A 13542-nucleotide genomic window follows, 5' to 3' on the forward strand; every position below is an offset into this window, starting at 1 on the left:
GCCCGCGGCACCCCTAACGAACCGTCTCGACCAACGCCCGCAACAACGCGGTACGCCCGGGCATCTCGGCCACGATGACATGCTCGTGGTCCGCGTGCGCCCCGCCGCCCACCGCCCCCAGGCCGTCGAGCGTCGGGCACCCCACCCCGGCCGTGAAGTTGCCGTCGGAGGCTCCGCCCACCGAGGCCGAGGTCAGCGGCTCCAGCTCCAGCACGGCCGCCAGTTCCCGCGCCAGCGAGAAGAGCGCCGCCGACATCGACGCCTCCAGCGGCGGCCGGTTGGGCCCGCCGAGGATCTCCAGCCGGGTGCCGGACACGACCGGCCGCAGCGCCCGCATCGCCGCGTCCACCCGCTCCTGCTCCGCGACCTCCGCCACCCGCACGTCCACGCCCACCGAGGCCGCGGCGGGGACCGTGTTGACCGTCGAGCCGCCCGTCAGCACCGTGGGCGTGACCGTGGTGGCGCCCGCGCCGATGGCGGCGACGGCCAGGATCTGGTGCGCCAGCTCGATGCCCGCGTTCGCCCCCTTCTCCGGTTCGAGCCCGGCGTGCGCGGCCCTGCCGTGCACGTTGACGGAGTAGTGCGAGGTGCCCTTGCGGGCGGTCTTCAGCGCCCCGCCGTCGGCGCTGGCCTCCATGACGAAGGCGGCGGCCAGCCCGCGCGCGGTGTCCCGGATCAGCTGGGAGGAGGTGGTCGAGCCGACCTCCTCGTCCCCGGTGACCAGCAGCGTGACGCCGTCGAGGGAGCCGAGCCCGGCCAGGGCGTGGAAGGTCTGCACCAGCCCCGCCTTCATGTCGAACACCCCCGGCCCGCGCGCCACGCCGTCCACCAGGGACCACGGGTGCGTGGCCAGGGTGCCCATCGGCCAGACCGTGTCGTGGTGCCCGAGCAGCAGCACCCTGGGCGTGCCGAACGACCAGCGCAGGTGCGTGACGCCGTCGATCACCAGGAACTCCGGCCCGACGCCCAGATGACGGGCTCCCATCGCGGCCACGAGCTTCGCGCTGCGGGCCACGGCCTCCAGATCACTGGAGAAGGACTCGCACAGGACCAGCTCCTCCAGGTCCTCGATCATCTCGTTCATGCAAACCGCTCCCCGAGGAAGCGGCGCACGTTGCCGCCGATGATCCGCAGCACGTCCTTCTCCGGTACGCCGCGCGCCAGCAGCCCCTCGGTCACCATGGGCAGCCCGGCCGGGCCCTCCAGCCCGGGCACGGCCCGCTTCGGGTCCACGCCTCTCGTGTGCACGTCCTCGCAGCACGGCGGCGTCAGGTCGTCCATCACCTCGCGGATGAAGTCGGGGCCGAGCCCCACGTGGTCGATCCCGGCCACGGACACGATGTGCTCGATGTGGTCGAGCAGGCGGTCGAGCGTCATGTCCTCCTCGCGCTCGGCGAGGAAGGGGGCGAAGAAGTTGACGCAGATGACGCCGCCGGTGGCGGCCACGGCGCGCAGTTGCTCGTCGGTGAGGTTGCGGTGGTGGTCGCGCAGGGCGCGGGCCGAGGAGTGGGTGGCCATGACCGGCTTGGTGGCCAGCTCCAGCACGTGGGCGAGGCCGGAGGCGCCCAGGTGGGAGACGTCGAAGACCATGCCGAGCCGCTCCATCTCCGCCAGGGCGGCGACGCCGTTCGAGGTCAGCCCGCTGCCCGTCGCGTCCTCGCCGCTGCCGTCGGCCAGCGGGGTGCGCCCGAAGTGCGCGATGGAGGCCACCCGGACGCCCAGGCGGTGGACGGTCGGGATCAGCTCGACGCTCTCGTCCAGGCCCGGCATGCTCTCCAGCGCGAGCACCAGGGCGATCTTCCCCTCGTCGAGCGCGTGGTCGATGTCGGCGGCGTCGAGGCAGAGCCGCACGTGCCCAGGATTCCCCTCCGCCAGCACGTGAGCACACTCGATCATGCGCAACGTCTGCCGCAGCGCGCCCTCCGGCCGATACTGGTCGTCGATGAAGACGGGCAGCACCTGGAGGTTCACGCCGCCGTCGCGGAGCTGGGGCAGCCATCTGTCACGGAAGAACGAGGCCCACTGCCGCGGCGGCCGGGCAGAGACGGCCATGAGCAGGTCGTTGTGAGTGTCGGCCACGACTGCGCGTTCATGCAGGGATCTCGTCATGGGGTGGACGGTATCGCGGTGACCGGCACCGCTCCATAAAGCACTCCGATTTCGCGCGGACATGAGTGTACATTTGCCCCCAGGGAGAATCGCTGGACCAGGCAGGGTGTCATGCCCAACACTTTCCAGCGACCGTCACCGCCGGACAGGCGGTCACACGGGGGGTCGCTTCTCAACGTCGCGGCGACGTGCGTCGGCACATCGGTGCTGGGCCCGGGACGCCGCTCGGCCGTATGGGTTCAGGGCTGCCCCTTCCGCTGCCCCGGCTGCATGGCGCCCGACTGGATCCCCGACCAGCCGGCCCGCCTCGTCGAACCTGCTCCGCTCGTCGCCGAGCTGCTGAGCGACCCAGGCGTGACCGGGCTGACCTTCAGCGGCGGCGAGCCCATGGAGCAGGCCGCCGGGCTGGCCGAGGTCGCCAGGCTGGCCAGACTCGTCCGCGACGTCACGGTCATCTGCTTCACCGGCCACCGCCTCGAACGCCTGCGCGCCCGCGCCGGCGTGCGCGACCTGCTGGCCCAGGTGGACGTCCTCATCGACGGCCGCTACGTGGCCGCGCTCGACGACGGCGCGGGATTGCGCGGCAGCGCCAACCAGCGCGTGCACCATCTCACCGGCCGCCTGGCGGCCCACGACTTCACCCATGGCGCGCGCAGGGCCGAGATCAGGGTGCGCGACGAGGAGGTCCTCCTCGTCGGCGTGCCACCTCCGGGCCTGCTCGACGCGTTCGACACTGGGCAGGGCGGAGGCAGGATGCCATGAGCGGGAAGAAGCAGTATCACGTCGACATGTCCGAATGGTTCCGTACCAGGGTGGCCGCGCCGCTGGCCCGATGGGCGATCGACGACTCCGTCATGGAGGAGGTCAGGCAGCGCGCCATGGAGGGCGCGCAGAGCGGCCTGCAGGCCATGCACGACCGGCAGGAGCGGGTCGAGCAGGTCGTGGCCGGGTTCAGCGAGCAGGCCAGGCAGCTCGAACAGGACACCAACCGGCGCCTGCGCGAGCACGGCGAGGAGCTGGAGCAGCGGATGCTCGCCTCCGGCCGCGAACTGCGCAGGGAGTTGCGGGCCCGGCTGGCCGAGCGCGAGCGCGCGCTCAGGGCCGAGATCGCCCGCGCACGCACCGAGCGGCAGGAGGCCTTCGCCAAGACCGAGGCCCGCCTCGGCGACCTGGAGGACGGCCGCCGCGTGGCGTCGCGGACCGCCACTGCCACACTCTCCGAGGCGAGCGCCATGCGCGACCTCATCGCCGCCGCCTTCCCCCACGAACGGTACGAGCCCGGCAGGCTCGCCGCGCTGGAGCAACGCTTCGCCACCGTGGAGCGCAACCTCGCCCAGGGCACGCCTGAGGCCGCGCTGGGCCTGGCGCAGACCGTCTACCACGAGCTGAGCGACCTGCGCGTCACCCTGGAGCTGCGCCACCGCGAGTGGACCGGCGCGCGGTCCGACGCCGCCCAGGAGCTCGACGCCGTACGCGCCATGATCGAGCGGGACATGGACGTGTCCGTCTCCGGCCTGGAGGGCGAGGAGGCCGTACGGTTCGACCTCGGCCACTGGTCGATGGGGGAGCTGGAGCAGCTGCGCGCGGAGGTGGCCGCCGCCTACGCCCGCGTACGGGACGAGGCCCGCCCGCTCGCCACCGAGGAGCTGCGCGAGATCGTCGAGAGCACCGCGCCGCGCTACCGCGAACGCTGGTCGGAGGTCGCGGAACGCGCCGAGCGGCGGCTGCTCGCCTCCCAGATCCGGGTGAACCTGGCCGACTTCGTGGTCACCAGACTCGACCAGTTCGCCGGGTTCCTGCTGCTGGAGGACGAGACCGGGTACGCGGCCCAGGACAAGCGCGAGGCCTTCTACGCCAAGCTGCGCCACCCCGGCGGCGACGAGATCGTCATCGAGGTGCTGACCGCAGAGGAGGACGACAGCCAGAACACGCTGCGCGTCATCTCCTACGACGAGGAGAGCGGCTCCCAGGACCAGCGCCTGGCCCGCAGCCGCGAGATCACCGCGCACCTGCGCGCGCACGGCGTCCAGGTCAGCGATCCCGAGACCGAGCCCGGCGCCCCCGACCCCGTCCTGCGCGAGATGCGGATGTTGCGGGAGCCCGCGCGCTCACGTGGCACGTTCCAGGAAGAGCCCGCGCGCTCACGCGGCACGTCCCAGGAGGAGGCCGGGCCGTGACGCCGCCGCGGCTCTCCTCCCTGGAGACCGCGGGAGAGCCGATCGTCGTCATGTACGGCGAGGCCGTGGACGACCTGTTCGTCGGCGCCGGCTACCGGGCCGTCAGGATCGACGAGGCGCTGTGCGACGTGCTGCTGGCCGAGGGCTTCGAGCGGGTGGTGTTCAGCGGCGCCAAGTGGAACGTCTACTTTCTCGACGAGCGCTCAAGGACGTTGTCCCGCCCCAGGACCGCCGCCCCGGCCAGGCCCCGGCGGATGACGTCCGGTCTCACCGGGCCCATGGGAGGCGGGATCATCGCCGACTTCGGGGCCGCGGCCGAGCCCTCCCAGAGCATGGGCGACGAGGCCGCGGTGCGGCTCATGGACGCCTTCATGAAGGAGACGGGGCCGCGTACCGCGCTCGTGTTCCTGGAGGCCGAGGAGTGGCTCAGGCACGGCAGGGCCACCCGCAGCGCCGCCGCCGCGCTGTCGGGCTGGATCGGCGGCGGCGGGGGACACCTCGTCGTCATGCTGTTCAAGCACCAGAGCCTGCTCGCCGTGCAGGACTCCGTGGCCACCATGAGCGGCTTCCCGCGCCTGGAGAGCCATCTCGTACGGCTGCGCGAGCAGGGCCGGCGTGGCGCCTTCGCCATCGGCCCCCCGGACGCGGCCGAACTCGGACGGCTGGCCCACCTGATGCGGCTGCGCTCCGGCCTGGCGCTGGCCGACCAGCGCGAGCTGCCCCGGCTGGCCCGAGACATGGCCTCGGCCCGCCTGCCGCTGCGCGTCTGGGAGAACAGGCTCGCCCGCATGGCCGCCGAGGGGACGGCGCTCGGCCGCGACCTGCTGCGCGAGCGCGGATGGGTGGCCAGGTCCGGCCACGGCGACGCGAGCCCGTGGGAGCGGCTGGAGCGGATGCCCGGCCTCGCCCCGGTCAAGCAGCACCTGCGCAGGCTGCACGCCCGTCTGACCGCCGAGCGCGCGCTGCGCGAACGCGGCCGCGGCGGCCCCGGGCACGACTCGCCCCATCTGGTGTTCACCGGCAACCCGGGCACCGGCAAGACCACCGTGGCCGAACTGGTCGGCGAGATGTACCGCGACCTCGGCCTGCTGCCCAGCGGCCACCTCGTGCAGGCGGAGCTGGCCACCATCGTCTCCCGGTACGTCGGCAACACCGCCCACGAGGTCACCGCCAGGGTGGAGGAGGCGCGCGGCGGGGTGCTGTTCATCGACGAGGCATACCGCCTGGTCCAGCAGCGGCAGGGGTACGGCCAGGAGGCCATCGACACGCTCGTGTCCCTGCTGGAGAGCGGCAGGGAGGACTTCGTCGCCGTTCTGGCCGGCTATCCCGAGCCGATGGAGCGGCTGCTGGCCGCCAACCCGGGCCTGCGCAGCCGCTTCCCGCGCGCCAACGTGATCGAGTTCCCCGACTACGAGCCGGGCGAACTGCTGGCGATCCTGCTCGGCATGCTCACCGACCGCGGCCTGACCTGGACCCCGGAGGCCGAGTCCCGGCTACGCGGCGTCGTGACCAGAAGGCGGGAGGAGGCGGGCGCCGACTTCGGCAACGCCAGGGACATGCGCAACCTGGCCCAGGAACTGTACGACTCGTGGGCCGAGGGCGGCGACCCCGACCGCCCGCTGGACCCGTCCCACTTCGCCGGGTTGTCACCGGAGGAGGTCCAGGCCGAGCCGCCGACCGCCGAGCAACTGCTGGGCGAGCTCGACGGCATGGTGGGCCTGTCCGGTGTCAGGGAGATGATCGGGGACCTGTACCAGGTGCTGGCCCTGCGCCGGCGCAGGCAGGCCGGGGACGGCGTCGTCGCCCCGCACCTGCTGTTCGTCGGCCCGCCGGGAACCGGCAAGACCACCGTGGCCAGGGTCGTGGGCCGCGTCTTCGCCTCCCTCGGCCTGCTGCGCACCGGCGCGGTCGTCGAGGTGGCCAGGGCCGACCTCGTCGGGGAGTACTTGGGCCAGACCGCGCTCAAGGTGCGCGACGCCGTGCGATCGGCGCTGGGCGGGGTGCTGTTCGTCGACGAGGCCTACAGCCTGTCCGAGAGCAGGGGCCACGACCAGTACGGCCAGGAGGCGATCACCGCCCTGGTCAAGGAGATGGAGGACCACCGGGGCGACCTGGTGGTGATCGCGGCCGGGTACCCGCGCGAGATGGACGACTTCCTGGCCGCCAACCCCGGTCTGCGCTCCCGGTTCGGCGAGCGCGTCGAGTTCCCCGGGTACACGGCCGGCGAACTGGCCGAGATCCTCCGGCTCAGGGCCGCCGACCAGGGGTACACGCTCACGGCCGCCGCCGTTGAGAAGGCCGCGGACTGGCTGGCCGCCGAGCGGGCGGCGGGCGGGGCGACCTTCGGCAACGCCAGGGCCGTGCGCAAGCTGCTGGAACGGCTGGAGGCGGGGCTGGCCAGGCGTACCGCGAACGGGGCGCACGACCTGTCGACGATCACCCCCGAGGACGTGCCCCATGCCCGCTGACGCGCCGCCGCGCTGCCCGGTCTGCCTGGCCGCCGCCCCTGCCGCGGCGGCCGACTGCCTGACGTGCGGCTGGACCCTCGACGGGCCGCCCCTTCTCGGCCGCCTCACCCCACAGGACGAGCGGGACTTCGCCGAGCGGCTGGCGGCCGGGCAGCGCGGCCACGACCTGGCGGCGGTCGCGCGGGCCGGGCGCCCAGACGCCACCGCGCGGCTGGAGTCCCTGGTGCGGGCCGGGCCCGTCCGGCCCGAGGAGCGGCGGCGGGCCCGGCAGGAGGTGGCATCGGCGCTGGCCGCCTTGGAGGTCACCGACGCCGACACGCGAGAGGTGGCCAGGCAGACCGGGGCCGGGCGGATCGGGGCCGAGCAGACCCGGGCCCGGCGGATCGGGGGTGAGCCGACCGGGGCCGAGCGGATCGGGGCCGAGCCGACCGGGGGTGGGCTGACCGGGGGTGGGCTGACCGGGGGTTGGCTGACCGGGGGTGAGCGGGCCGGGGGTGAGCGGGCCGGGCGCGGCGAGGTCGTGGTCGTGGAGATCGCCGAGGAGCGGATCACCGCCGTCCGCTTCGACCTGACGGACGGTGCGATGGAGCTGGCCGATCTCGGCGTGGTGGAGTGGCGGTCGCTGGTGCCCGGCCTGCCCGACGATCCGCTGGAGCGGGCGTTCGCGCTCGCGGGCGGGATCGGTGAGCGGCCCGTCCGGTACGAGGAGGCGGCGTTCGAGTCGCCACTGAGCGGGCTCACCGAGGAGGGCGACCAGGTGGCCATCATCAACCGCCTGCCCGGCTGGCCCCTGCCCGAGGCGGTGGCCGAGACCCTGAGACGCCGCCACCCGCGAGCCCGGCACCTGCTCGCCCGCCCGGCGGCGGGCCCGGCCGCCGCCGGACCCGGGCGGGAGTCGGACCGGGTCGGACCCGCCCGGGAGTCGGACTGGGCCGGGCCAGGGCGGGAGTCGGACCGGCCTGGACCCGCCCGGGAGGCGGGCCGGGCTGGGGTGGGGCAGGAGCCGGGTCAGGCCGGGACAGGGCAGGAGCCGGGCCGGGTGGGGGTGCGTGTCCGGCCTGAGGTGGTGCGGTTGCGGGGTGGGATCAGCGCGGGCGCGGCCTGTGTGCGTACGGACGGGCGGGCCGTCGTCGTGGCGGGCGGCGCGGACGGGTCGGTGAGCGCGTGGGCGTTGCCGGGCGCGACCCGGTTGTCGCTGGACACCGGCCACGCGGCCCGGGTGACCGCCGTGGACGTGCACGCGGACCTGGTGGTCAGCGGCGACGGCAAGGGCGCGGTCCTGTGCCGCCGGCTGCCGCCGCACGACGGAGGTCCCGAGCCGTTGGTGGCGCACCTCGACCGGGTCACCGCGGTGCGCGTGGGCGGCGGGGCCGTGTTCAGCCTGGACGGGGGCGGAGTGCTCTGGCGTACGCCCATCGGGGCCGCCGGCGCCGCGTACCACGTGGACGTCACCATCGCCGCCGCCAGCGCCCTGGCCGTGACCGGCGACGGCACGATCGTGGCCACGGGCGGCACCGACGGCATGATCCGCCTGTGGGACGGCCACACCGGCGACCGGATCCGCACGGTCAGAGCGGCGGGCCGGATCACCGCGCTCGCCTTCGGCCCCGGCACGCGGACCCTGGCGGCCGGCCACGTCGACGGCACCCTCGCCGTCCTCGACCTGGGTGACGACAGCGTCACCCCGCTCTGGCGCGCCGCCAGGCCGATCCGCGCGGTGGCGGTGAGCCCCGACGGCGTCGTCGTCGCCGGGGACGACGCAGGGACGGTCCGCTGCCACCCGGGGCGCGGCGGCACGGAGTTCGTGGTGGGCACGCACGCGCCCGCCGCCGTCAAGGCGGTCGCCTCGCACGCGGACTGGCTGCTCAGCGCGGGCGCCGACGGACTCCTACGGCTCTGGCCCCGCGACTTCCCCCCATCACCAGGCAGGAGTGGGTAGGCGTGAACGACGATCAGTTCCTGACGCTGCTGGAGGAGGCCGAACCGCTCGGCGGCTTGCCGGAGACCGAGGAGGTCACGGTGGAGGAGGCGAAGAAGGCGCTGCGGCAGATGTTCGACGACTTCGAGGCGTACGTGAGCGAGGGCTCACAACCCGGCACGCCGGTCGCCGAGCAGCGGGCGGCCACGATCGCCCTGCTCAGGACCGCGCTGCTCGCCCCGCTCGGCGCCCTGCGCACGCCCCAGCCCCGCCGCGCGAGACCGCCCGACCGGGGGATCGGCCTGCCCATCCCGCGGATCCGGATCTTCTCCGAGCCGCCCCCCGCCAGGGAACGCCCTCCTGAGCCGCCCCGCGTCCACCTCTCCACGCTGAGCGAGACCGCCAAGAGCGCGTTCGCGGCGGCCCGCAGGCTCCTGGTGGCCGCGAAACCACCGCCGCCGGAGAAGGTGATCCAGCCGTGGGCCGCGGACGCCGAACTGGTCGGCCACCTCCACCTGCTGCTCAGCGCGGGCGAGGCGGGCGACGGGGAGCTGGCGCTCGGCTACGTCGGGGACCTGCGCAACGCGCTGCGGCAGCGGCACGGCATCGACGTGGTGACCTACGACGGGCACAACGACGAGCTGTTCCAGATCCACGAGTGCGTCCGTCCCGAGGACTCGGGCCGGACGAGACGGCCGGCGCTCACCGCGCAAGGAGAGCTGCTGCGCCGCGGCGAGGCGGTCGCAGTGCTGCCGGTGCCAGATCAAGGGGAGGCGGTCGCAGTGCTGCCGGTGCCAGATCAAGGGGAGGCGGTCGCAGTGCTGCCGGTGCCAGATCAGGAGGGGGAGAGTGGTCAAGATGAGCAAGACGTCTGACGCCGTCGTCATCGGCTTCGACCTCGGTCACGGGGAGACGGCCGTGTCGTGGGCGCACACGGGCAAGAACAGCGTGCCCAACGTGATCGACCTGAAGGGGCGCGGCGGCCGGCAGCACGTCACCGCCGTCGCCACGCTGCCGCCCGACACCGTGCTGGTGGGCGAGGACGCCGTGTGGGCCAGGGACGTGGGCGAGCTGTACCTGGCGTTCAAGTCGCCGCACGTGGACCGGGAGGAGGTACGCCGGCCGGTCCAGCTCTTCGTCGGCAAGATCAGGCAGGACATCGACGAGATGCGTACCGTGCCCGCGGCCAAGAGGGTGGAATGGGTGTTCGGCGCGCCGTCGGGGTGGGACCGCGACGTCATGAGCGCCTACGCCCAGGTGCTGGCCGACGCCGTGGCCGGCTCGGTGACGGTGGTCCCGGAGTCGCGGGCCGCCCTGCTGTACGCCAGGGACGCCGGCGAGGTGCGGGTGGACATGGACCGCCTGCTCGGCTCGGTGCTCGTCACCGACCTCGGCTCCTCCACCACCGACTTCACCGCCGTGATCGGGCGCAGCGCGCGGCCCTTCGACTACGGGACCAGGCTGGGCGCGCACCTGATCGACAAGTCCATCCTGGACCGGGTCGTGGAGCGGCACCACGAGCGCGACCGGCTCGAAGAGGCGCTCGACGACACCACCGAACGCCTCAAGCTGGAGCTGCGCTGCAGGCAGGCCAAGGAGCAGTTCTTCCGCACCGACCCCGAACGTTTCCTGCGCGACGCCAGGGAGATGGTGGTGGTCACGCATCCGGTGTTCGACGCCGGCGGCAGGACACTCGTGGTGATCGAGCTGTCGGGGGCCGACATGGAGGAGGTCCTCGACACGCCGCAGCGGGCGCTGGGGGAGCGGTCGTGGCGGCAGGCGTACCGGGATGACCTGGTGCAGGCCGCCGAGGAGATGCGGGTGGAGCCCGACGTGGTGCTGCTGACCGGAGGGGCCTCCAGGATGCGGTTCGTCCAGGAGATCACCACCGACGTCTTCGGCGACGACCGCGTCCTGCTGGGCGCCGAGCCGGAGGTGGCCATCGCGCGCGGGCTCGCGCTGGCCGGGCGTACCAGCATCAGGGCGGAAGGCTTCCGCAAGGACGTCAGGAAGCTGCTCGCGGGGAACCGGATCGAGTCGCTGATCGCCGACCGGCTGCCCGCGCTCACCGACGAGATCGGCAAGGCGGCGGCCGACGGCATCACCGACCGGCACATCGTCGGCGTGATGCGGCGCTGGCGCAGGCGGGAGATCAGGACGCTCAACGACGTCGCCGCGGAGGTCGCCACCGCCCTGCACGACGAGCTGACCGACCCCGACAACCCGACGATCGCCAAGGTCGTCGTGGCCTGGCAGAACGACCTGCTTCCCGACATCAACGAGCTGACCAGGCCCGTGTGCGAGAGGTGGCACGTTCCACCCACGTCGATGGCGCTGAGCCCGATCCGGCTGAGCGGCTCGAAGGACTGGCAGATCAGCGTGGACGTCGGCCCGGCCACCAGCATGCTGACCGGCATCGCGGCGACCGTGGGCGTGGCGGTGGCGGGGGTGCTCGCGATGACGTTGTTCGGGGGCGGAGTGGCCATCATCGCCACCACCGGCCCGCTCGGCGTGATCATCGCCTTCGTGGCCGGCATCTGGGCGCTCTTCGTGGGCATGGAGGCCGCCAAGGAGAAGGTGCGCGAGGTCAACCTGCCGGTCATGGTGCGCGAGATGCGCGGCGAGGACAAGCTCGTGGAGAAGCTGCGGGAGAAGGCGGCGGTCAACGAGGCGGCCCTCGCCATCAGCCTCGGCCGCCAGTTCGCCGCCGACGACAACGGCGACATCCTGCGGCAGCTCAACCAGCTCGTCGCCAAGGAGCTCGACCGCCTGGCGGAGGAGGCCGAACTCCTGATCTCCTGACCGCCGGTTCAGGTGTTGTCGCCCCAGGGCAGCCTGGGGCGACCGGCGCGGCCTGCGAGGGCGCCCGTCAGGGCCACGTCCACCTCGCGCAGGCGGTCGTCGATGCCGTCGAGCAGTGCGCGCGCCCGGTCCGTGCCCGTGAGGCCGTCACCGGCCAGGGCGGCGGCGATCTCGCTGTCGGCCCGCGCGTGCGCCTTGGCCGACTCCAGCCGTCGTTCCCGCAGGTCGGCGAGTTCGGCGAAGCGGGCCGTGGCGGCCTCGGCGTCGGCCTCGGCGCGGGCCGTCGCCGCCTCCTCCTCGCGCAGGGCGGCCTGCGCCGTCGCGGCCCGTTCCAGGGCCTCACGCAGGCGCGGCGCCAGGGCCGCCCGCCGCTCCTCGCTCAGCAGGAGCAACCGCTCCGAGGCGGCGAGCAGGTCGTTCTCGGCGTCCGCGACCGGGCCGCCGATCTCGGCCAGCCGCCGTTCGATCACCGACCGCTGCGCCGCCAGCTCCCCGAGCGCCCCGGCCAGCCGCTCGGCCCTGCGCAACGCGGTGACCTGATCGGACAGCCCGGCGTGCTCGCTCAGCGCCGCCCGCACCCGCTCCTCGTGCTCGCCCAGCGCCGTGCGCCGGGCCCGCAGCGTGGACAGCGACTCCCCGAGCACCGCCAGGTCCGCCTCCCGATCCCGCAGGTACGCCGCCACGTCCCGTCCCGCGTCCGCCTCGGCCAGCAGCCCGGGCACGGCACGCGACAACCCCGCCAGCTCGGTGACCGCGTCGTCCAGCCGGATGACGTCCGCCAGCGCCGCCACCGGACCACCGCCTGGCTCCTCGCGCTCCAGCTCGGCCACCGCCCACGCGGCGGCCCACCGCAACACGTCGAGCGCCGCCTGCCTGCCGCCCGTGCCCGCGCCCGCTGCGATCTGCCGCCTGAGTTCATCCATGGCCGCGCTGCTCCTCCACTACGTACGCGAGCGCCGGACCGTCCTCGTCCTGACGCACGACGACGACCCCGCCATCCCGCCGATTCGGCCAGTACGTGACGATCACCCGCCCGGCGGGCATCGGCGGCCCCTGTACGGGCAACGGCGTCCCCGACGCGCTCTCCACCTCCAGCGCCCGGCCGTCCGACACCACCTCGACGCCCTGTCCGCCGGCGGGCAACGGGATGTCCCAGGAGCGCAGCCGCCCGCCCACGATCCGCCGCGCGGGCAGCCGTACCCGGATCCCCTCCGGCCCGCGCACCCGCACCGCGCCCGCCGCGATCAGCGCCGCCCCCTGAGCGACCGTGGCGGCCCCGGCCTCCCGCACGCCGCACGCCCGGGCTCCCGCCGCCGCCACGCCCTCCAGCACGGCCGCCCGGGTCAACGGAGGCACCCCGAGCCCGCACACCACCACGTCCAGCTCCCGCTCGGGGCGCCGGGCGAGGAGGGTGGCCACGGTGTCGCGCAAGGCCGTGGCGACCGGCTCGAAACAGTCCAGCACCTGCCCGGCGGTCAGCCCCGGTTCGTACACGGGCGTGGCACGGTACCTGTCCAGGGTTCGCGCGCGTACCAGGACCAGCTCCGCCCGCTCAGGCCGTTCGAGGAGCTGTCTGCGCAGGGCGGGCACGAACCGCTCGCCGCCCGCGAGCCGCCGCTCGTATCCGTCCACGTGCGCGCATTCCGAGTCGAGCACGCCCACCTCGCCGCCCTCGGCCAGGCACAACGTCGCGCACACGGCCTCGGGACCCACCTCGCAGACCAGCGCGGGCCCCTCGCCGCCGGCGACGGCGGCCTCCCCGTGACCCACGAAGAGCGGCGACCCCAGCAGCCCGGCCAGCCGCTCCCGCTCCAGCGCGCCCCGCGCGCCCGCGTGCAGCCAGTGGTCGGGCACGGCGACCACGCCCGCCCCGCCCAGTTCGCCGAGCCGTGCGCCGTCCCCTGCCGGGCCCCCGACCGGCAGTTCCGCCAGGAACCGGCCGTCGAGCACCTCGGGGGACGGCACCGGCTCGCCTGCCCCGCCGTCCACGGCGGCGGCGGTCCACGCCGTACCCACGGCGAGACCCGGGTTACGAACAACCGTCACCCAGCGATAGTAAGTCGGGGGC

10 protein-coding genes are annotated in these 13542 nt (G+C 74.2%); 6 read left to right on the forward strand and 4 right to left on the reverse strand.

Translation table 11 applies throughout. The features are described 5' to 3' along the window. Nucleotides 1–13: 13 nt before the first annotated feature. Both ACFPZ3_RS00225 and ACFPZ3_RS00230 read right to left on the reverse strand, forming a co-directional pair. The gene (locus tag ACFPZ3_RS00225) at nt 14–1084 is read right to left on the reverse strand and encodes a M20 family metallopeptidase (protein ID WP_379511826.1); all 1071 of its coding nucleotides are present in this window, start codon (nt 1082–1084) and stop codon (nt 14–16) included. Beyond that, the gene (locus ACFPZ3_RS00230) at nt 1081–2109 is read right to left on the reverse strand and encodes a dipeptidase (protein ID WP_379511827.1); all 1029 of its coding nucleotides are present in this window, start codon (nt 2107–2109) and stop codon (nt 1081–1083) included. Before ACFPZ3_RS00230 ends, ACFPZ3_RS00225 begins: the two co-directional genes overlap by 4 nt. A 111-nt stretch (nt 2110–2220) precedes the next feature. Between ACFPZ3_RS00230 and ACFPZ3_RS00235 the strand changes: the two genes are divergently transcribed. From ACFPZ3_RS00235 to ACFPZ3_RS00260, 6 genes are read left to right on the forward strand one after another with little or no spacing between them, the layout of a single operon-like run. Further along, nucleotides 2221–2871 (forward strand): 4Fe-4S single cluster domain-containing protein, encoded by a 651-nt coding sequence (locus tag ACFPZ3_RS00235; RefSeq protein WP_379511828.1) that lies wholly within the window; start codon nt 2221–2223, stop codon nt 2869–2871. Continuing rightward, nucleotides 2868–4286: a coiled-coil domain-containing protein gene (locus ACFPZ3_RS00240; protein WP_379511829.1), complete on the forward strand. Its 1419-nt coding sequence runs from the start codon at nt 2868–2870 to the stop codon at nt 4284–4286. The genes ACFPZ3_RS00235 and ACFPZ3_RS00240 overlap by 4 nt, the downstream gene beginning before the upstream one ends. Further along, nucleotides 4283–6754: an AAA family ATPase gene (locus ACFPZ3_RS00245; protein WP_379511830.1), complete on the forward strand. Its 2472-nt coding sequence runs from the start codon at nt 4283–4285 to the stop codon at nt 6752–6754. Before ACFPZ3_RS00240 ends, ACFPZ3_RS00245 begins: the two co-directional genes overlap by 4 nt. Continuing rightward, entirely contained in the window at nt 6744–8693 is a 1950-nt protein-coding gene (locus tag ACFPZ3_RS00250; RefSeq protein ID WP_379511831.1) for a WD40 repeat domain-containing protein, read from the forward strand. Before ACFPZ3_RS00245 ends, ACFPZ3_RS00250 begins: the two co-directional genes overlap by 11 nt. Before the next feature lie 2 nt (nt 8694–8695). After that, nucleotides 8696–9547 (forward strand): hypothetical protein, encoded by an 852-nt coding sequence (locus ACFPZ3_RS00255; protein ID WP_379511832.1) that lies wholly within the window; start codon nt 8696–8698, stop codon nt 9545–9547. After that, entirely contained in the window at nt 9531–11474 is a 1944-nt protein-coding gene (locus ACFPZ3_RS00260; protein WP_379511833.1) for an Hsp70 family protein, read from the forward strand. Before ACFPZ3_RS00255 ends, ACFPZ3_RS00260 begins: the two co-directional genes overlap by 17 nt. A gap of 8 nt (nt 11475–11482) precedes the next feature. On the opposite strand, the gene ACFPZ3_RS00265 is transcribed toward ACFPZ3_RS00260, so the two are convergent. Both ACFPZ3_RS00265 and ACFPZ3_RS00270 read right to left on the reverse strand, forming a co-directional pair. Beyond that, entirely contained in the window at nt 11483–12397 is a 915-nt protein-coding gene (locus ACFPZ3_RS00265; RefSeq protein WP_379511834.1) for a hypothetical protein, read from the reverse strand. Next, complete coding sequence (locus ACFPZ3_RS00270) at nt 12390–13520, reverse strand: hypothetical protein (RefSeq protein ID WP_379511835.1); 1131 nt, start codon at nt 13518–13520, stop codon at nt 12390–12392. The genes ACFPZ3_RS00265 and ACFPZ3_RS00270 overlap by 8 nt, the downstream gene beginning before the upstream one ends. Between the last annotated feature and the right edge of the window lie 22 nt (nt 13521–13542).

This window comes from Nonomuraea insulae, assembly GCF_042656245.1.